This is a genomic window from Neobacillus sp. DY30, assembly GCF_030123065.1.
Taxonomy (GTDB): Bacteria; Bacillota; Bacilli; order Bacillales; family Cytobacillaceae; genus Neobacillus.
Map to the genome: position 1 here is coordinate 5,179,699 of NZ_CP126093.1, position 20,714 is coordinate 5,200,412.

19 protein-coding genes, 1 tRNA gene and 1 other RNA gene are annotated in these 20,714 nt (G+C 39.5%); 1 reads left to right on the forward strand and 20 read right to left on the reverse strand.

Features of this window, described 5'->3' with window-relative positions; all coding sequences use genetic code 11:
• Positions 1–367: 367 nt before the first annotated feature.
• From ssrA to QNH29_RS25750, 14 genes are all read right to left on the reverse strand, one after another.
• Positions 368–727: a transfer-messenger RNA gene (gene ssrA, locus QNH29_RS25685) on the reverse strand.
• Between the two features lie 147 nt (positions 728–874).
• Entirely contained in the window at positions 875–1,342 is a 468-nt protein-coding gene (gene smpB, locus QNH29_RS25690) for an SsrA-binding protein SmpB (RefSeq protein ID WP_283862093.1), read from the reverse strand.
• Between the two features lie 584 nt (positions 1,343–1,926).
• Positions 1,927–4,284, reverse strand: coding sequence for a ribonuclease R (gene rnr, locus QNH29_RS25695; RefSeq protein WP_283862094.1), 2,358 nt, complete (start codon positions 4,282–4,284; stop codon positions 1,927–1,929).
• Between the two features lie 21 nt (positions 4,285–4,305).
• Positions 4,306–5,052, reverse strand: a complete 747-nt coding sequence (locus QNH29_RS25700) for an alpha/beta hydrolase (RefSeq protein WP_283862095.1) — start codon at positions 5,050–5,052, stop codon at positions 4,306–4,308.
• 137 nt (positions 5,053–5,189) lie between these two features.
• A complete protein-coding gene (secG, locus tag QNH29_RS25705; protein ID WP_063252070.1) occupies positions 5,190–5,423 on the reverse strand; it encodes a preprotein translocase subunit SecG in 234 nt (77 codons plus the stop codon).
• Between the two features lie 166 nt (positions 5,424–5,589).
• On the reverse strand, positions 5,590–6,888 hold the full coding sequence (eno, locus tag QNH29_RS25710; protein WP_283862096.1) for a phosphopyruvate hydratase: 1,299 nt from the start codon (positions 6,886–6,888) through the stop codon (positions 5,590–5,592).
• A gap of 27 nt (positions 6,889–6,915) precedes the next feature.
• Positions 6,916–8,448: a 2,3-bisphosphoglycerate-independent phosphoglycerate mutase gene (gpmI, locus tag QNH29_RS25715; protein WP_283862097.1), complete on the reverse strand. Its 1,533-nt coding sequence runs from the start codon at positions 8,446–8,448 to the stop codon at positions 6,916–6,918.
• Entirely contained in the window at positions 8,441–9,202 is a 762-nt protein-coding gene (tpiA, locus tag QNH29_RS25720; RefSeq protein ID WP_283862098.1) for a triose-phosphate isomerase, read from the reverse strand. The genes gpmI and tpiA overlap by 8 nt, the downstream gene beginning before the upstream one ends.
• Positions 9,203–9,235: 33 nt before the next feature.
• Positions 9,236–10,420: a phosphoglycerate kinase gene (locus tag QNH29_RS25725; protein WP_283862099.1), complete on the reverse strand. Its 1,185-nt coding sequence runs from the start codon at positions 10,418–10,420 to the stop codon at positions 9,236–9,238.
• Positions 10,421–10,558: 138 nt separating this feature from the next.
• The gene (gap, locus tag QNH29_RS25730) at positions 10,559–11,566 is read right to left on the reverse strand and encodes a type I glyceraldehyde-3-phosphate dehydrogenase (RefSeq protein WP_283862100.1); all 1,008 of its coding nucleotides are present in this window, start codon (positions 11,564–11,566) and stop codon (positions 10,559–10,561) included.
• Positions 11,567–11,644: 78 nt separating this feature from the next.
• Positions 11,645–12,667 carry a sugar-binding transcriptional regulator gene (locus QNH29_RS25735; protein WP_283862101.1) on the reverse strand — a complete coding sequence of 341 codons (1,023 nt, stop codon included), beginning with the start codon at positions 12,665–12,667 and terminating at the stop codon, positions 11,645–11,647.
• Between the two features lie 133 nt (positions 12,668–12,800).
• Positions 12,801–13,058, reverse strand: coding sequence for a glutaredoxin family protein (locus tag QNH29_RS25740; RefSeq protein WP_283862102.1), 258 nt, complete (start codon positions 13,056–13,058; stop codon positions 12,801–12,803).
• Positions 13,059–13,072: 14 nt separating this feature from the next.
• Positions 13,073–14,398 (reverse strand): RNA polymerase factor sigma-54, encoded by a 1,326-nt coding sequence (gene rpoN, locus QNH29_RS25745; RefSeq protein WP_283862103.1) that lies wholly within the window; start codon positions 14,396–14,398, stop codon positions 13,073–13,075.
• A 112-nt stretch (positions 14,399–14,510) separates the two neighbouring features.
• A tRNA-Arg gene (locus QNH29_RS25750) sits at positions 14,511–14,582 on the reverse strand.
• 199 nt (positions 14,583–14,781) lie between these two features.
• Between QNH29_RS25750 and clpP the strand changes: the two genes are divergently transcribed.
• Positions 14,782–15,387 (forward strand): ATP-dependent Clp endopeptidase proteolytic subunit ClpP, encoded by a 606-nt coding sequence (gene clpP / locus QNH29_RS25755; protein WP_283862104.1) that lies wholly within the window; start codon positions 14,782–14,784, stop codon positions 15,385–15,387.
• Positions 15,388–15,471: 84 nt separating this feature from the next.
• Here the strand turns inward: clpP and QNH29_RS25760 are convergent, their stop codons facing one another.
• The 6 genes from QNH29_RS25760 to trxB all read right to left on the reverse strand — a co-directional run bounded on the left by QNH29_RS25760 (position 15,472) and on the right by trxB (position 20,424).
• Positions 15,472–15,729, reverse strand: a complete 258-nt coding sequence (locus QNH29_RS25760; protein WP_283862105.1) for an HPr family phosphocarrier protein — start codon at positions 15,727–15,729, stop codon at positions 15,472–15,474.
• A 27-nt stretch (positions 15,730–15,756) separates the two neighbouring features.
• Complete coding sequence (whiA, locus tag QNH29_RS25765; protein WP_283862106.1) at positions 15,757–16,707, reverse strand: DNA-binding protein WhiA; 951 nt, start codon at positions 16,705–16,707, stop codon at positions 15,757–15,759.
• Positions 16,708–16,739: 32 nt separating this feature from the next.
• A complete protein-coding gene (locus QNH29_RS25770) occupies positions 16,740–17,723 on the reverse strand; it encodes a gluconeogenesis factor YvcK family protein (protein ID WP_283862107.1) in 984 nt (327 codons plus the stop codon).
• Positions 17,720–18,613, reverse strand: coding sequence for an RNase adapter RapZ (gene rapZ / locus QNH29_RS25775; RefSeq protein WP_283862109.1), 894 nt, complete (start codon positions 18,611–18,613; stop codon positions 17,720–17,722). The genes QNH29_RS25770 and rapZ overlap by 4 nt, the downstream gene beginning before the upstream one ends.
• Positions 18,614–18,630: 17 nt before the next feature.
• Positions 18,631–19,089, reverse strand: coding sequence for an NUDIX hydrolase (locus QNH29_RS25780; RefSeq protein ID WP_283862110.1), 459 nt, complete (start codon positions 19,087–19,089; stop codon positions 18,631–18,633).
• A 384-nt stretch (positions 19,090–19,473) separates the two neighbouring features.
• The gene (trxB, locus tag QNH29_RS25785; RefSeq protein ID WP_283862111.1) at positions 19,474–20,424 is read right to left on the reverse strand and encodes a thioredoxin-disulfide reductase; all 951 of its coding nucleotides are present in this window, start codon (positions 20,422–20,424) and stop codon (positions 19,474–19,476) included.
• Positions 20,425–20,714: the final 290 nt, after the last annotated feature.

The window sequence follows — 20,714 nt, forward strand, 5'->3', positions numbered from 1 at the left end:
ATTATCATAAAGTTCAATAATAGGTATTATTGTACTCTTTAATTTTGTTTTTCTCTTTGCTGACTTCCCCAATAAATAAGTATAACTATAACATTTTCCTTTAAGCTAAAAGTGAAGTTTTTGGTAGCGATTAAACCTCTAGCTCTCAGTTGGTAACTTTTATTAATAAAAAAAATTTGTATACAATGGTATAATTCGTTTCTATGAGTTATGAGCTTAAAATAAAAAGAACTGCAGAAGGTTAGATTCTACAGTTCTTACATATTTGAAGCATATTCTTACCAGCAGTTTTTTGAAGCAGAACGTTGCCAGTAAGGCAATCTTATGGTTCAAGTCACACAGTTGATCTTGTTATCCACCTTATGTATGGTGGAGACGGCGGGAATCGAACCCGCGTCCAAAGATATCGGCACTTAAGCTTCTACGAGTGTAGTCGACATATTGGCGCTTCGCTGATCCTTTTGCCTGTCGACAGGCGTCCGGTCAGCTAGTCTGGTTGTTCTCTTCCTTCGCCCTCAGACGGTGAGCTCCGGCGTAGCCTACTAAGAGTGAGTCCGCTACCCTACCACATAGGCGATGGAGGGGCGAACAGCTATGCAGTTATTAAGCTGCGAAAGCTAGGTTGTTGTTAGTTTTGCCAGTTATAGGCTTTGACGTTTTAACGAGGCCGATCCCCTCGACTCGCAACCCAAGCTCGAACTACCCCTGTCGAATCCGTAGCGCCCCCATATAAAATGAGCTGAAATCTACTTAAAGATTAAAGCTGCAGACGTTAGGATGCTCAACAATAGTTTGAGCAAAAGTTATCATCGCTCCTTAGCGACAAACTTATTATAACACACTGAGCGAATTTTTCAATTGTAAGTATTTGTAATTATATTTTCTGACGATCGCGGAATGCTCGCTCGATATCACGCTTAGCCTCTTTTTGTTTCAAGACTTCACGTTTATCATAATTCTTTTTACCCTTTGCTAACCCTAATAAAACCTTAGCAAAGCCATTTTTCAAATAAATTTTTAAAGGAATCAACGCATAACCTGCTTCTCGAGTTTCACCGAAAAGTTTATTAATTTCCCGCTTATGAAGCAATAGCTTTCTCTGTCTCAAAGGATCATGGTTATAGCGATTTCCTTGCTCATATGGGCTTACGTGCATATTTAATAAATGCATTTCACCGTTGTGGATTCTTGCATAGGAATCCTTTAAATTTACTTTTCCGGCACGTATAGATTTAATTTCCGTCCCTTGAAGAACGATACCAGCCTCATATGTTTCTTCAATAAAGTAATCATGGTATGCCTTTTTATTTTGCGCAACCACTTTTCCTTCACCTTTTGGCATGTCTCTCACCTCGTTATGGGTTTATTTTAGCAGAAAACTGTAGTCATAACAATTGAAACAAGAGAGCCTACAATATGGTTAACCACTATTCCTCCATTATAAAACTTCAAAGTGACTGCAAAACCTTTCGTCACTATATAACTGGATATATTCCCATGAGTGAACAATTTCACAGGTTTCCTTTAGATTTTGGGCACTATGGAGACTTTATAGTTACCCAAATTCCTCTATCCTAAGTTTTCGGGCACTATGAAGCCTCTATAGTTACCCAAATTCATCTCCCCCAACGTTTTCGGGCATTATGAAGCCTCTATAGTTACCCAAATTCCTCTATCCTAAGTTTTCGGGCACTATGAAGCCTCTATAGTTACCCAAATTCATCTCCCCCAACGTTTTCGGGCATTATGAAGCCTCTATAGTTACCCAAATTCCTCTATCCCAACGTTTTCGGGCATTATAAAGCCTCTATAGTTACCCAAATTCCTCTATCCCAACGTTTTCGGGCATTATGAAGCCTCTATAGTTACCCAAAACCTTTTCATGAGAAGGTTTCGGGCGCTATAAAGGCCGCGCTAACTTACGATTTATCTTTTTTTATTCTTCCGCTTCGTACTTTTATTTTTAGGAACGTTATCGTAAAACTTCTTTTTCTTACGATTGCCAGATCCTTGACCTGATCCGCCGCCTCGTGCTTCAGACTTTTGCCCTCCGCCACGGCCTTCCTGTTTATTACGACGCGGCTTTTTCGTATCGCTGCCTGTTTTAAATACTCTCGGTGTCTCTGAACGCTCGCGGCGTGTCCCTTTCATTCCGACGATTTCAAAGTCGATGGAACGCTCATCCTTATTGACTTTAACGACTCTGACAGTAATTTCATCGCCAATACGGAATACATTACCTGTCCTCTCACCAATCATCGCAAAATGGCGCTCGTCAAAACGATAATAGTCATCCGTCAGATAGCTGACATGGACAAGACCTTCAATCGTATTTGGAAGCTCGACAAACATCCCAAAATTAGTTACAGAGCTAATGATACCATCGTACTCTTCACCAATCTTATCTTCCATATATTCAGCTTTCTTTAGCTCATCGGTTTCACGCTCTGCGTCAACCGCACGGCGTTCCATTTTCGATGAATGCTGAGCGATTTCAGGCAGTCTCGCATTCCATTTTTCCCTTGTTGACTCATCTAGCTTTCCTTCAATAAGGTATGTCCGGATTAAGCGATGAACAATCGTATCAGGGTAACGTCGAATAGGAGATGTGAAATGAGTATAGAACTCCGTCGATAACCCAAAGTGGCCTAGGCTTTCAGGATCGTATTTTGCCTGCTGCATAGAGCGAAGCATAACGGTGGAAATAACCATCTCTTCCGGTTTTCCTTGTACTGCTTCAATAATTTCTTGAAGAGCTCTAGGATGAACATCATTCGCTGTCCCTTTTACGATGTAACCAAAGTTGGTGATAAACTCAAAAAATCTTCTTAGCTTATCTTCTTTTGGATCTTCATGGATTCGATAAATAAACGGTACTTCCATCCAGTGAAAATGCTCAGCAACTGTTTCGTTTGCAGCAAGCATAAATTCTTCAATTAATCTTTCTGCAACCGAGCGCTCGCGGAGAACTACATCAGTCGGTTTACTATCTTCGTCTACCAATACCTTGGATTCTTTAAAATCAAAATCAATAGCCCCACGCCTCATTCTTTTTTCTCGTAATATTTGTGCCAACTCTTCCATTTGTTCAAACATAGGAACGAGAGACTCGTATCGGCTCCGGGTTTCTTTATCTTTATCAACTAAAATCCTATTTACATCAAAATAGGTCATTCTCTCAGTGGTCTTGATGACACTTTGGAAAATCTCATGATTCACTACCTGGCCTTCGGGGTTAATTTCCATATCACACGATAACACCAGACGGTCAACGCGAGGATTCAGTGAACAAATCCCATTGGATAAACGATGTGGAATCATTGGAATAACCCTGTCAACTAAATAAACACTTGTAGCTCGTTCTTCTGCTTCAAGGTCAATTGGCGTTCCTTCTTTTACATAATAGCTGACATCTGCAATATGTACGCCAAGCTTATAGTTGCCATTTTCAAGCTTGGTTACAGTAACCGCATCATCAAGGTCTTTTGCGTCAGCACCATCAATCGTAACAATGGTTTCATTCCTGAGATCACGGCGGTTCGCCAATTCGCTTTCATCAATGGTATCCGGTGTCTCATTTGCCTGCTTTAAGACTTCTTCTGGGAAAGCCATAGGCAGTCCATGCTTATGAATAACAGACAGAATATCTACACCTGGATCATTTTTATGTCCTAGTACAGTTATAACTTCTCCTTCAGCACTTTTACGTCCTTCTGGATAAGTAGTAAGCTTTACCACCACTTTATGGCCTTCTACCGCACCTTTGGATGCTGATTTTGGAATGAAGATATCACTTGCAAATTTTTTATCATCCGGGATTACAAAGCCGAAGCTTTTGCTTTCCACATAGGTACCGACAATTTGCTGAACGCCTCTTTCTAATATGCGAATAATACTTCCTTCTCTTCGCTGACCAGAAGTTTCAGAAGAAATTCGAGCAAGTACGGTATCACCATGCATGGCATTATTCAGTTCATTTGGCGGTATAAAAATATCATCCATTCCTGCTTCGTCTGGAATCACAAACGCAAAACCCTTAGCATGCCCTGTCAGCTTACCACGAATAAGATTCATTTTTTGCGGCAAGCCATATCGGTTGCTGCGCGTACGGACTACAAGTCCTTTTTCTTCCATCTGAACAAGCGCTTTAACAAATTCTTTAAAATCACTTGAATCCGAAATTCCAAAGGCTTCTTCCAGCTCTTGTACCGTTAGAGGCTTGTAAGCCTCATCTTTCATATACTGTAATAGTTTATCAACGTGCAGTTGAATATTATCTTCCAAATAAAATCCCTCCTCAAGAGATTAGTTCTGCCAGTCTAATTTTTCTAAAAAGGCGTAAATATCTTCATGAAGCTGATCACGTTCTTTATCCAGCGTAATCACATGTCCAGATTCCTCGTACCATTTAATATCTTTCTTAACGGACTCTACTTCATTGTAAATGATGTTTGCACTATCTGTGTTGATCATTTTGTCGTGTCGTGCTTGGACAACAAAGGTTGGCGCATAAATCATATCCACATGGCTGCGGACGTCAGAAATCAAAGTTTGCAGGGCCTTTAACGTTTTCATTGGCGACTTAGCAAACTCGTTCATTTCCAATTGTATTTGCTCTTCGGTTTTCCCTTCCCGTACTTTATATTCGCGGGCATACTCAAGAATTCCTTGATACATCACTTCTTCACTTTTTATATACATAGGTGCACACATTGGAAATATACCCTTTATAGGTACAGTGTAACCCAATTTTAAGGAAAATACGCCGCCAAGTGAAAGTCCCCCAACAGCTATTTCCTCATGACCTAGGCTTTTTAAAAAATTATAGCCATTTATAACATCCTGCCACCAATCTTCTGGACCTGTATGTACTAATTCTTCTGGCGGAACTCCGTGTCCTTTATAATGGGGGGCATGACAGGTATATCCCCTTTTTTCTAAAAAGCGTCCCAACATCCGAACATCAGCCGAATTACCTGTGAATCCGTGAAGCAATAAAACGGCTCGTTTTCCTCCTTTAAAGGTAAATGGCTTTGGTGCTGCAATTTTCATGATTAAAACTCCTTCAACTCAAAAAATCTATTACCTTAGTTTAAGCAAACATTTGGGTAACATTCCAGAAAAAAGCCTTCAATTGTTTTGCACATTAAAAAAAACCTGACATGAGCCAGGTTTTTGAGCATTCTTTATTAAACTTCGAAGTATGCAACTAAAACAGCAAGGATAATGAAAAGAACTGCTAATACAACCGTAATACGATGTAAAATCAAATCAAGTCCACGTGCTTTTTGCTTGCCAAATAATGTTTCTGCACCACCTGAAATGGCACCTGATAATCCAGCGCTTTTCCCTGATTGCAATAAGACAACAAGAATAAGTCCAATACTAACGATTACTAATAATGTTACAACCAATGCATGCATGTAGGCTACCTCCTGTTCGTTCGTACAGTTTTACAGTATTTCTAATGTACCATAATATTGAACTTTTAACAATACTACCTTTTGTGTCAGCATTTAGGAGTTATTATACTCTAATCTCATATGAAAAAAGGCACTCATTCGTCAATGAGTGCCTTAGCTTAGTTAATTATTTTTTAAGGTTATAGAAAGATTTTAATCCGTTGTATTGTGCAGTTTCACCTAATTGATCTTCAATGCGCAGCAATTGGTTGTATTTGGCTACACGGTCTGTACGTGAAGGAGCACCTGTTTTGATTTGACCCGCATTTGTTGCAACAGCGATGTCAGCGATTGTGTTATCTTCTGTTTCACCAGAACGGTGAGAGATAACTGCAGTGTAACCTGCACGCTTCGCCATTTCAATTGCTTCAAATGTTTCAGTCAATGTACCAATTTGGTTAACTTTGATAAGGATTGAGTTGCCAATTCCTTTTTCAATACCTTCAGAAAGCTTCTTCGTATTTGTAACGAATAGGTCGTCCCCAACTAATTGGACCTTCTTACCAAGACGCTCAGTTAGAAGCTTGTGGCCTTCCCAATCGTTTTCATCTAAACCGTCTTCGATAGAGATGATTGGATATTTAGTAGCCATATCCTCGTACCAATCAACCATTTCTGCAGAAGTCTTAACGACGCCTTCACCTTTAAGGTGGTATTTTCCATCTTCTTTGTTATAAAACTCTGAAGACGCAGCATCCATTGCTAAGAATACTTCTTCACCAGGCTTGTAGCCCGCTTTTTCGATTGCTTGAACAATTGTTTGAAGAGCTTCTTCGTTAGAACCTAAGTTTGGAGCAAATCCACCTTCATCCCCAACAGCTGTGTTAAGACCTTTTTCTTTAAGAACAGATTTTAAGCTGTGGAAAATTTCTGCACCCATACGAAGAGCTTCTCTGAAGTTAGGAGCTCCTACAGGCATAACCATGAATTCTTGAATGTCAACGTTGTTATCAGCGTGCTCTCCGCCGTTAACAATGTTCATCATTGGAACTGGAAGCTGCTTAGAGTTGAATCCGCCAAGGTATTGATATAAAGGAATATCTAAGTAGTTAGCAGCAGCATGAGCTACAGCCATAGAAACACCTAGAATAGCATTGGCACCTAATTTACCTTTGTTTTCAGTTCCATCAAGCTCGATTAAAGCTTGGTCAACAGCAACTTGATCTAATACGCTGAACTCTTCACCAACAAGGTGCGGAGCAATAATTTCATTTACATTATCTACAGCTTTTAATACACCTTTACCAAGGTAACGCTCTTTGTCACCATCACGAAGTTCTACTGCTTCATATTCACCAGTAGAAGCACCACTTGGAACTAAAGCACGGCCAAAAGCTCCGGATTCAGTAAAAACTTCTACTTCAACTGTTGGGTTACCGCGGGAATCTAATACTTCACGTGCATATACATCTACAATAAATGGCATTTAATTTCTCTCCTTTTAATATATAAATTATTTAATTAACGTTTTTCCTGTCATTTCTTCTGGCTGCTTAACACCAAGCAGGTTTAACATCGTCGGAGCTAAATCCCCTAAGATTCCACCTTCTCGCAGTTCCACATCATTTTTTGTAATAATGACTGGAACTGGATTTGTTGTATGAGCTGTCATTGGCTCGCCTTCAAGGGTAATAACTTCATCTGCATTACCATGGTCAGCTGTAATAATCGCTGATCCACCTTTTTCAAGAATTAAATCCACAATTTTACCTAAACATTCATCAACTGTTTCGATTGCCTTAACAGTCGGTTCAAGCATACCTGAATGTCCTACCATATCAGGGTTAGCAAAGTTTAAGATAATAGCGTCAAATTTATCGTCTTGAATTTCCTTAAGTAAAGCGTCTGTCACTTCATAAGCACTCATTTCAGGCTGCAGGTCATAGGTTGCAACCTTTGGAGAGTTGATTAAGATTCGTTCCTCTCCAGGGAACTTGTCCTCACGGCCGCCGCTCATAAAGAAAGTAACATGTGGATATTTCTCTGTTTCAGCAATTCTTAATTGCTTCAATCCATTTTGCGATAATACCTCGCCTAATGTGTTATCTAAGTTAGTAGGCTTAAACGCAACATATCCATTTACCGATTCACTGAAGTGTGTTAAACACACGAAGAATAAATCCTTCGGATGTTTCTCACCACGGTCAAACGGACGGAAATCTTCGTTTGTGAATACATTAGAAATTTGGATTGCACGGTCTGGACGGAAATTATAGAAAATGACTGCGTCATTGTCTTTGATTGTCGCAACTGGCTGGCCATCTTCCTTTGTAATTACAGATGGAATCACGAATTCGTCAAAAATTCCATGCTGGTATGAATCCTCTACGACATCTAAAGGATTGGTGTAGGTAGGTCCATCACCATAAACCATGGAGCAGTATGACTTTTCAACACGCTCCCAGCGCTTATCACGGTCCATTGAATAGTAGCGACCAGAAATGGTAGCAAATTCACCAATGCCATACTCATTAATTTTATCCAAAGTTTGCTGAATATATTTAGCAGCAGTTTTCGGACCGACATCACGTCCATCAAGGAAGCCATGAATATAAACCTTTTCTACGCCTTCCTCTTTTGCCATCTTCAATAGAGCAAACATATGATTAATATGACTGTGTACGCCGCCATCAGATAATAATCCAAATAAGTGCAAGTTTGTTCCATTTTTCTTCACATGATCCATTGCACTGCAGATGGTTTCATTTTTTACAAATTCACCTTCACGAATGGCAATGTTCACACGTGTTAAACTTTGGTATACAATCCTGCCGGCACCGATATTTAAATGACCAACTTCCGAGTTACCCATTTGTCCCTCAGGAAGACCCACCGCCTCACCGGAAGCCGTTAAATGGGAGTGCGGGAAAGTATCCCAGTAGCGATCAAAATTCGGTTTTTTCGCATGATAAACTGCATTCCCTTTTTGTTCATCCCTGCATCCAAATCCATCAAGAATGATGAGGGCAACGGGAGACTTACTCATAGCTTCCTGCCTCCAATAGCTGCAGGAATGAACCTGACTCTAGGCTGGCTCCGCCAACAAGAGCACCATCAATATCTGGCTGCGCCATGTATTCCTTAATGTTTTCTGGTTTTACACTGCCGCCATACTGAATTCTTACAGCATTAGCAACTTCTTCACTAAATTGCTGTGCTACCACTTGGCGGATATGAGCACATACTTCATTTGCATCTTGTGCGGTTGAAGATTTGCCTGTTCCAATAGCCCAGATTGGTTCATAAGCGATAACAGTTTGCTTGACTTGCTCATCTGTTAACCCAGATAATGCTTTTTGAACTTGTGAGCCTACTAGTTCATTGGTTTCACCGTTTTCACGCTGCTCTAATGTTTCGCCGCAGCAAACGATTGGAGTTAAGTTATATTTAAAAGCTGAAAGTGTCTTTTTATTAACACTTTCATCGGTTTCATTAAACATTTCACGACGTTCAGAATGTCCAAGAATCACATATTGAACCCCGATTTCAGCAAGAGGTTTTGGGCTGATTTCCCCAGTAAAAGCTCCGCTTTCTTCGAAATGCATGTTTTGAGCACCTATTTTTACATCGCTGCCTTCTGTTAGTTCCACAAGACTTTGTAAAAATAATGCTGGTGCACAAATAACGGAATCCATTTTCTCATGATGTGGAACAAGACCTTTTACTTCTTCAGTAAAGCTTTTTGCTTCAGCAAGTGTCTTATTCATTTTCCAGTTACCTGCAATAATCGGTTTACGCATGGTTACACAACCTTTCAAGATAGAAAGTTCTAATTATTTATCATTTAAAGCGACTACACCTGGAAGTTCCTTACCTTCCATAAACTCAAGTGAAGCTCCGCCGCCTGTTGAAATATGACTCATTTTTTCTGCTAAATTAAATTTTTCTACTGCTGCTGCAGAGTCTCCGCCGCCAATTACTGAATATGTACCTTCTGCCTCTGCAAGTGCTTCAGCAACAGCTTTGGTACCTCCAGCAAATTTATCGATTTCGAACACGCCCATTGGTCCGTTCCAAATAACCAGTTTTGATTTTTGAATGACGTCACGATAAATTTCAGCTGTTTTTGGTCCGATATCAAGAGCTTCCCAATCTGCTGGAATCTCATTGATAGCAACTGCCTTTGAGTTCGCATCTGCAGAAAAATCATCCGCAACGATTGCATCAACCGGCATATAGAAATTGACACCTTTTTCTTTTGCTTTTTCGATAAAAGAATTGGCTAAGTCGATTTTATCTGCCTCAAGAAGAGATTTACCAATTTCATGACCCTGTGCCTTAATAAAAGTATAAGCAAGTCCGCCGCCAATGATTAGGTTATCAACCTTTTCTAATAGGTTTTCAATAACACCAATCTTGTCCTTAACCTTTGCACCGCCAATAATCGCCGTAAATGGACGTTCAGGATTGGATAGAGCTTTTCCTAATACATCAAGCTCTTTTTCCATTAAAAGACCAGATACTGCAGGAAGATGGTGAGCAATACCTTCTGTAGAAGCATGTGCTCTGTGTGCTGCACCAAATGCATCATTTACATAGACATCAGCAAGCTCTGCGAAAGATTTTGCAAGTTCAGGATCATTCTTCTCTTCTCCTGGGTAAAAACGAACGTTTTCAAGAAGAAGAACATCGCCTTCATTCATAGATTCAATGATAGCTTTAACAGAATCACCGTATGCCTCATCAGCCTTTTGTACGTTTTTGCCAAGAAGTTCAGAAAGTCTTACACCCACTGGAGTTAAGCGCATTTCCTCTACTACTTTGCCTTTTGGACGTCCAAAGTGGCTCGCCAAAATAACCTTAGCACCTTGATCGATTAAATATTGAATAGTAGGTAATGCAGCGCGGATTCTTGTTTCATCCGTGATTTTCCCATCCTGCATAGGAACGTTAAAATCAACACGGCAGAAAACGCGTTTTCCTTTTACATCTACATCTTTTAATGTTTTTTTGTTCATGTGAAAAGCTCCTCCTTATGTATTGACAGCATATTCCACAAAAAAAGGGAAGGGGGGAATGTTCCCCGCTCCCCTTTGTATACCCTAAATCATTATAGCTTTTTGATGAGAAATTTTCCAACCTCAGCTAACTAAAGATTAAAGTCCTTTTTGAGCGATATAACCAATTAGGTCAACTACACGGCTAGAATAACCAACTTCGTTATCATACCAAGATAATACTTTAACCATATTACCTTCAAGAACCATAGTTGATAAAGAATCAATTGAAGATGAAGCTGGGCTGCCATTGTAATCTGTAGATACTAATGGAAGTTCGCTGTAGTGTAGGATTCCTTTTAATGGACCTTCAGCAGCTGCTTTTAATGCTGAATTTACTTCATCAGCAGTTACTTCTTTGTCTAATTCAGCAACTAAATCTACGATTGATACGTTTGGAGTTGGTACACGAACAGCCATACCATTTAATTTACCTTTAAGTTCAGGAAGAACTAAAGAAACTGCTTTAGCTGCACCAGTTGATGTAGGAATCATGTTCTCAGCAGCTGCACGAGCACGACGGTAGTCCTTGTGTGGTAAATCAAGGATTTGTTGGTCATTAGTATAAGAGTGGATTGTAGTCATCATTCCACGCTTAATTCCGAATTCGTCATTTAAAACCTTCGCAAAAGGAGCTAGACAGTTTGTTGTACATGAAGCGTTTGATAGTACGTGGTGGTTTGCCGGATCGTATTGATCTTGGTTAACACCCATTACGATAGTGATATCTTCGTTATCTGCTGGAGCAGAAATGATAACTTTCTTAGCACCTGCTTCAAGGTGTTTCGCAGCGTCTTCACGCTTTGTGAAACGTCCAGTAGATTCAACTACTACTTCAACACCAAGTTCTCCCCAACCTAATTGAGCTGGATCGCGTTCAGCAATTACTTTTACCTTTTGGTTGCCAACAACTAAATATTCGCCGTCAACGGTAACTTCTTGTTGAAGAGTTCCATGAACAGTATCGTATTTTAAAAGGTGCGCAAGCATTTTTGCATCAGTTAAATCATTAATTGCTACGATTTCCATTTCTGCATTATTTAATGCCGCACGGAATACGTTACGGCCGATACGACCAAATCCATTAATACCAACTTTTACTGTCATTTTATTTTCCTCCTTGTATTTAAAAAGGTTTTATTATTTAGGCTCTTTTCTTAGAAAACAGCCTTATTTAAAAAGGGATTAACCTTTTAATAACTTTCTTGCTGCACCCTCGTCGGTAATTAAAATTGTCGAGGCAGGTGCTTTTTTCATATAGGCCTTAATAGCTTTCGCCTTAGTGGCGCCGCCGGCAACTGCAATTACCTTGGGTATCTGTGAAAGGTCTTCTAGCTGAAGTCCAATCGTTAACACCTTGTGGACGATTTCACCTTTTTCATTAAAATAGTAACCGAAAGCTTCGCCTACAGCAGCATTCGCTTCTAGCTTCTGGATAACCTCAGGTCTTGATTTTCGTCTTTCAGCCATTGTAATAGCGTCCCCAATTCCATGAAGAACCATGCTTGCAGATTTAATTAAGTTCAAAACTTCATGAATTTCAGGTTCTTTTATAAGGGATTGATAAATTTCGTTACTAACTTGATCGGGTACATAGAATACACGGTGCTTAGACTGTGTATTTTTTGACATAATTGAGCTTATTGTATTTGCCTGGTTCTGGACATCCTCACCAATTCCGCCGCGTGCCGGTACAAACAATAATTCCTTTTTCCCAAGCTCGGGAGTAAGCACGTTTGCGACAGCCGCCATCGTTGATCCGCCAGTAACAGCGATAATATTTTTCCCAGTTAGATATTTTTTCATGCAATAGGCACAAGCCTTGCCTAAATCCTCTTTTACCATCTGGGATTCATCACTATTTCCAGGAACAATAATAACCTTTTGAATCTTAAGGCGGTGTTTCAATTCCAACTCCATTACATCAATACCGATTAATTCTCGGATGAGTCCTTCTAAATCTTCTAGTAAATTTTTCCCTTCGGAAGTTAAACTCATTCCAATATTGTTTATTGAAACAAGATTTTGTTCCTTTAGAAAATCAACCTCACTGCGCAAAACTCTTTCCGTGTACCCAAGGTTGGAAGCAAGACTCCTTCTTCCCACTGGCTGCATAAAACCGATATGTCTGAGGATAGAATATCGTTTATGTAGAACTTGAAGGAGATCAGGTAATAATCTTTTTTGAATATCGATGAGTGATTGCATATTGTCCTGCTCCTTTAATATATGTAACTGGTCACAAAATGTCCACCCTAGACAAATTATGTCCCACTTCATCGAAAAAAAATCACCCCTGCTAACAATTTTCATTCTAACAGGAGTAAAAACCTTTTTCAACTTAAAAGTTTTCCGTTTTTTCTTGCAAACGTTTACTTATGTCAATTTTGTTAATAATTCCAAAAGCGACTTCTTCCCCATCAATCTGAACGACTGGAATCATGATTCCGTACAATTCTGTTAACTCATCACTTGTATCTATATCAATTTCTTCTAAAGTAAAATTCCAATCTTCCTTTAGTTCATCAATCATGTTTTTGGCTTTGTCACAAAGAGAACAGCGTTTTCTAGTATAAAGAGTAATGATTGTTTGTTTCATTAATTTGTTTCCTTTCAATCGAACCTTTTTCTTTTGGAAGAAGAGGCTATACCAAGTTGATCTCGATATTTTGCAACCGTTCTTCTCGAAACCACAATTCCTTGACTCGACTTTAACAATTCGACAATTTCTTGATCCGAAAGTGGCCTTTGTTTGTTTTCTTTTGCAACCAACGCAGAGATTTCATTTTTTACTTGCTTCGAAGAAGCGTTTTCATTTGAAACCGTTTGAATCGTGCTAGTAAAGAAGGACTTCAGTGAATACGTTCCGATAGGTGTCTGCACATATTTCTCCTTCACAGCCCGGCTGACAGTAGATTCATGGATATCAAGTTCACTTGCCACTTCTTTCATGGTCATGGGAACTAGAAATTCACTGCCTTTTTGAAAAAATTGGGTTTGCTTTTCCACGATTTTACTCACGACTTTAGTTAACGTTTCCTTCCTCTGCTCAATACTTTTCATGATCCACTGGTAATCCTGAACTTTTTCTTGCAGGAAGCGGCTTACCTGAGAATCCTGAGTGGAGGTAAGTTTTTGATAATAGTGGTCATTGAAACTTAGTTTAGGAATTATATCATCACATAACCGTACTGAAAAACCATCCTCAAACCGTTCAACGATGGCATCAGGTATAATATATGAAGGAGCTTCCTGCTCCAACAACGACCCGGGACGTGGATTTAACTGCTGGATAGTATCAAAAATCTCTTGAATTTTTTGTAATGGAATCTGCAATTCTTTCGAAATTTGCTTCCATTTCTTTTCGGCAAAGGGTTGAAAATAATGAGTTAGAATGGTTAGTGCCAAGTCATCTTCTAGGTTTTCCCGTTCTATTTGTATTAGTAAGCATTCTTGAAGGTCACGCGCCCCAATCCCAGCCGGCTCTAATGTCTGGATTACAATAATGCTCTCCTCTACCAACTCGAGAGGTACACCTAAATGTTTGGAGATTTCAACAGGATCTGCGGATAAGTATCCGTTTACATCCAGGTTGTCGATTAGATATTTTATAACCTTTAATTGTTTTGCAGAGTATTTATTTAAGTTAAGCTGACTAATTAATTGGTCTTGAAGCGAAGTTGATTTTGCAGCAATTTGTTCAATCCACTCATTTTCTGTATTTTTAGTATGTTTGCGCCGATTTCGGTCAATTAATGGATTAATAGGCTGGATCGTATTATTTTCTACCTGAATAAGGGGATTTTCGAGCGCCTTGTTTTCTAAGAAAGACATTAGCTCTTGTGCTGAATATTGTAAGAGCGTAATCGCTTGAGTCAATTCCTGCGTCATCGCCAATTTCAATGTTTGCTGTTGCCATAAACCTGCTTTGATATCCATACTATCTCCCCCCTTGCTCTATTTTACATGATGATAAGGATTTCGTGTATGGTTATTAATTGTCAGAAAGAAAAAAACCTCCTGTTAACAAGTAACAAGAGGTTTTAGATGACGCGCTCGGAGGGAATCGAACCCCCATTTTAAGAACCGGAATCTTACGTGCTATCCGTTGCACCACGAGCGCATATATGCGACTTAGATATTATATGCCAATTTACGAAACTTTGCAAGTAGGATAGGTTTAAAAAAATCACCAGCGGGTATGATGTATTAGGGAAAGATGTCGAACAAATATAAAGGCGAATTGTTTGACCTTAATTGACCATCAGTGTATGATTACTATACATAAGTTAAAACCATTCATACTTAAAGGAGGAAGAAAAATGAATTTGATTCCTACAGTTATTGAACAAACAAACCGCGGAGAAAGAGCCTATGACATTTATTCTCGTCTCTTAAAAGACCGTATTATTATGCTGGGCAGCGGGATTGATGATCATGTTGCGAACAGCATTGTGGCACAATTACTATTCCTAGAAGCTGAAAACCCTGAAAAGGATATATCCATCTATATCAACAGCCCTGGCGGCAGTATTACTGCTGGTATGGCCATTTATGACACCATGCAGTTCATTAAGCCAGATGTGCAAACGATTTGTATCGGTATGGCTGCTTCTATGGGCGCATTCTTACTTGCAGCAGGTACAAAAGGTAAGCGTTATGCCCTGCCAAATGCAGAAGTAATGATTCATCAGCCATTAGGCGGCGCACAAGGGCAGGCAACTGAAATTGAGATTGCAGCTAAGCGAATTCTATTCCTTCGTGAAAAATTGAATGGAATCTTAGCAGAGCGCACTGGCCAGCCGATGGAAGTCATCCAAAAGGACACTGACCGCGATAACTTTATGACAGCTGATAGAGCGAAAGAATATGGCTTAGTTGACCATATCATTACTCGAAATATTATTGAAGAAAAGAAAAACAAATAAGATACGATAAAACAGCCGGTGCGAGCCGGCTGTTTTTTACATAAAAAGAGTTTGGCCATATTTTAAGGTCAAACTCTTTTTATTTTAATGTTCATTTTGAACAAAATTAGACAAAGCATCAATTGCTTTTTCTTCGTCATCACCGTCAGCGACAATATTAACTAACACTCCTGAACCGACAGCTAAGCTCATAAGCCCCATAATGCTTTTCGCATTTACTTTTTTTCCATCCTTCTCTAAAAAAATATCCGATGAAAAACGGTTTGCCTCCTGAACAAACAGTGCTGCTGGTCGTGCCTGAAGACCTGTTTTTAATTTAACTTCTACCTGTTTCTCTACCATTACAAAAATCCTCCTTGTGTTTTCCCTCTATTTTCTTGGAGCCAATTCACCCATCCGTAATTTTTCTGCAATTTCATCTATTTTTCTTAATCGATGATTAATTCCTGACTTACTAATTGTACCACCGGAAACCATTTCCCCTAGCTCCTTTAAGGTTACATCCGTATAGTGGAGCCGGAGTTCTGCAATTTCTCTTAACTTTTCTGGTAAAATGTGCAATCCAACCGTATCGTTAATATACCTTATATTTTCAACCTGCCGGATAGAAGCACCAATTGTCTTATTTAAGTTCGCAGTTTCACAATTAACTAAACGATTTACAGAATTCCGCATATCTCTTACAATCCGCACATCTTCAAAGCGAAGAAGAGCATTAACGGCACCAATAATATTTAAATACTCGGTTATTTTTTCTGCTTCTTTTAAGTAAGTAATATAGCCTTTTTTTCGCTCAAGTGTCTTGCTATTCAGATCAAATTTATTCATTAGTTCACACAGGGAATCATTATGTTCCTTGTATAGTGAAGCAATTTCCAAATGATATGATGACGTTTCCGGATTATTTACGGAGCCTCCAGCCAGAAACGCTCCCCGTAAATAAGAACGCCTGCAACATTTCTTTTTCACAAGATCACTATCTATGTCATGGATGAAGGTAAATCCTTCACCAAGGATTTTCATATCCTCTAGTATTTCCTTAGCCTGCTGTGACAAACGGACAATATAAACATTATTCTTTTTTAATCTCATTTTTTTTCGAACAAGCAGTTCTACGGGAACATCATAGCTCTTTTTAATTAACGTATAAATCCTTCGAGCAATGGCTGCATTTTCAGTCTGAATATCAACAACTAACTTACGGTTTGAAAATGACATCGACCCATTCATTCGGATGAGTGCGGAAAGTTCCGCTTGTGTGCAGCATTGCTTTATTTCTAAATTCGTTAATTCTTTTTTCGTTTCCGAAGCGAAAGACATCCCTTCACCCCCTTTTGCACGTGCATTAGTATTTACGCTTTATATCGCTGTTTGGTTTCACTTATTAGAATATTATATAATATTTTTGCTACTTTTTTCGGATCATGGCGCAAAACGCCAGTTTCTTGTACAGCTATATCCGCATGAACCACTTCAAGTCCAAGCTCAGAGATGCGTTCCAAATCATAATGAACTGGATCAGCAAGCTCTTCATTATACCGGAGCTGGATGTCTTCAGGAATTTCTTTATCATTTACTAATATCGTATCCATGAAAGCACAGGTCATATGATCATAAATGGCTTTAATATGGTCACTCGCTGTGTATCCATGTGTCTCACCAGCTTGTGTCATTAAATTGCATATATACACCTTTTTAGCGTGAGAACGGCAAATTTCTTCACCTAGTTTTGGTACAAGCAGATTCGGTAAGACACTGGTATATAAACTTCCAGGTCCGATAATAATTAAATCCGCTTGTCTAATGGCTTGGATGGATTCTGGCAAAGGAGTGATAATCTCTGGTGTTAAAAAAACCTTTTTTATTTTTTTGCCTGAGTAAGGAATTTTGGATTCACCTGATACGACTGAACCATCCTCCATTTCTGCATGAAGCACAACACTTTGATTGGCTGCAGGCAGAACCTTACCGCGAACATTTAACACCTTACTCATTTCTTGAATGGCGTGAACAAAGTTTCCGGTAATTGATGTCATGGCTGCCAGTATTAAATTACCAAGTGAATGCCCAGATAACTCATTGGAGGTCTTAAAACGATGTTGAAACATCTCCTCCACAAGCGGTTCAACATCGGATAGTGCAGCTAATACATTTCGGATATCCCCAGGCGGCGGGATTTGCAGGTCATCTCTAAGCCTGCCTGAACTGCCGCCATCATCCGCAACCGTTACAATGGCGGTAATATCAACCGGATATTGTTTTAATCCTCGTAATAAAACCGGCAATCCTGTTCCACCGCCAATGATGACGATTCTTGGCTGTCCTAAGTCCTTCATGTCGTCTGTTCCTTTCTCCTCTCAATGTCACGGTGTGAAACGAATGTCTTGTAATCTTTTTCAAAGTATTTAGCAAGATATTCTGCCAGAGTTACGGAGCGATGCTGTCCTCCTGTACAGCCTATTGCAATCACAAGCTGTGCTTTTCCTTCCCGCTTATAATGCGGAAGCATAAAGCTTAGTAAATCTGTAACCTTTTCTAGAAATTTATGCGTTTCGTTCCATTTTAAAACATAACTTGAAACTTCTTGATCTAATCCTGTTTTAGGCCTCATGTGATCGATATAATGCGGGTTAGGCAGGAAACGCACATCAAAAACGAGGTCTGCGTCAATTGGAATTCCATGTTTAAATCCGAAGGACATGACATTTACAGTAAAAATTGATTTTTTATTCGTAGTAAATTCCGTTATAATTTTTTCGCGTAATTCACGCGGTTTCATTTGGGAAGTGTTGTAAATAACCTGGGCCCTGCCCTTTAATTCATCAAGCAATTCCCTCTCCAATTTGATTCCTTCCAGCGGCAGTCCAGATTGTGCCAAAGGATGAAATCTTCTTGTTTCTTTATATCTTCGTACTAAAGTAGCATCGTCTGCATCTAAAAACAGGATTTGCGGGCTCACCCATGAGGTTTCTGCAAGGTCATCAAGCGCTTTAAACAAATGGTCAAAGAACTCTCTTCCCCTTAAATCCATCACCAATGCTACTTTATTCATTTTATTCCCAGATTCCTTCATAAGTTCAAGGAATTTTGGAAGCAGAGTCGGCGGTAAATTATCTACACAGAAAAAACCTAAATCCTCTAGACTTTGGATTGCAACCGTTTTTCCGGCTCCAGACATCCCCGTAATAATGACCATTTGTGTTTCATTTGTTGACCCGGTACTCATTTATTTTCCCCCTCCTATTAACTTGGATCTAATCGATAACTGATTAGTTGAAAGTCCTTGGTATATGTAAAAGTACCATAAATAATTCCATTTCCATGTATCATGTAATCAATAATATGATAGTCTCCGGCCGCCATTGGCAGGTTTTTAAGTTGATCAAGCTGCTGCCATTCAAGCTTTCCTTCATCCGATTCGTCAAAACGCATCCCATCAGAATCGGTTGCAAAAAAGGTAAACATCATCCACTCAGATAGAACCTGATCATTTTCTTTTATAATGAATGTAAAAATCCCCTTCAATTGTGGATTTTTTAAGTAAATTCCAGTTTCCTCCCGGTACTCACGAATACACGAATCTCTAACTGACTCGCCAGGCTCCATCTTGCCACCCGGTGCTACCCACCAGCCGCGGCGCGGTTTCTTCAACATTAATACTTGATTATCTCTAATTAATACACAATTGGTGACACGCTGCACAACAAACACCCTCTAACAAGAAAAGCGAAAGCCCCTAGCTGGGCTAGACATTTCTCAAAGTTAAATATTTCTTTCTCATTTAATAATAAAGCTGTTCAATAGTAAAATAGCGTAGATTTATTCTTCTTATTATACTCTTTTTGGTAAGCGGTCACAAACAAATCAAATTTCTTTATTCTGTTAAAAATATGTAAAGCAGAAAAATGGAAATTCTCCTGCCGGTGTTGCAGCTATACAAAAAAAAATAGCACAGGCGTTTTCTGCCTGTGCACCAAGTGAATATTTTAAAGGGGGTCAATTCTTATAATCATTGTACCTTATTAATATTTCACCACTGTTACAAGAGAATTAAAACGGAGTTACGATTATGAAGAAAATGTAAATTTACTTCTTAATTTTCAATTCCTCTTTCAGTTCCTCTACATAGTGCTGCACACTCTGTGCAGCGATGCTGCCATCACCAGTAGCTGTAACAATTTGTCTTAGTGTTTTCTCGCGAATATCTCCTGCTGCAAAGATTCCTGGTACTTTTGTTTCCATTCGCTCGTTTGTCTCGATATAGCCGTTTTCATTTGTAATCCCTAAGTTTGTAAATGGTTTAGAGAGTGGAATCATTCCAATATAAATGAAAACACCGTCTGCAGGCAGCTCCTGTTCTTCTCCTGTTTGCGTAGAAACAAGTGTAACGCTTCCCACTTTTCCTTCTTTATCATTAATCGATTTAATCGTGTGATTCCAAATGAAGTCAACCTTTTCATTGGCAAAAGCTCGATCTTGGAGAATTTTCTGTGCACGCAGTTCATCACGGCGATGCACAATCGTTACCTTAGATGCGAAACGAGTTAAGTAAACTCCTTCCTCAACTGCAGAGTCTCCGCCGCCAATGACGTACAATTCTTTTCCTTTAAAAAACGCCCCATCACAAACTGCACAATAAGATACGCCGCGGCCGCTAAGTTCCTTCTCACCGGGTACGCCTACTTTTTTATATTCAGCACCTGCTGAAATAATAACTGAATAGGCTTTGTATTGCTTTGAGCCAGCAACAACGGTTTTCACATCACCATTATCAATAATTTCTTTAATATCTCCATATGCATATTCTGCACCGAACTTTTTCGCATGCTCAAACATTTTTGTTGATAAATCTGGCCCTAGAATGCTTTCAAAACCAGGATAGTTTTCAACATCCTCCGTGTTTGCCATTTGACCACCAGGCATACCACGTTCAATCATAAGTGTAGAAAGATTTGCACGTGATGTATAAACAGCAGCTGTCATTCCAGCAGGACCAGCACCAGCGATAATCACATCATAGATTTTTTCCTCAGACATGTTCGTCACTCCCTTATTTAAAAGCGGAAGCGCCTTGCACAGGGGCGACAGGCATAAGACAAGCCGGCATGAAGGTTCGCTTTTTAACCTTCTTGACGGATTGTCAGAAATGTGGAGGCGACTGTCCTGGGACGAAGGAATAAGACGAACCATGAAAGAAGGCGCTTTTTGCCTTCTTCATGGGGTGGCTTATTCCTCGAGTCCCAAGGAGCCGCAACTAGACAAGCTTATGACCCCGAGCCCCTAGGCGCTGCAGCTAGATATAAATATAAAAAAATACGATTAAGTTT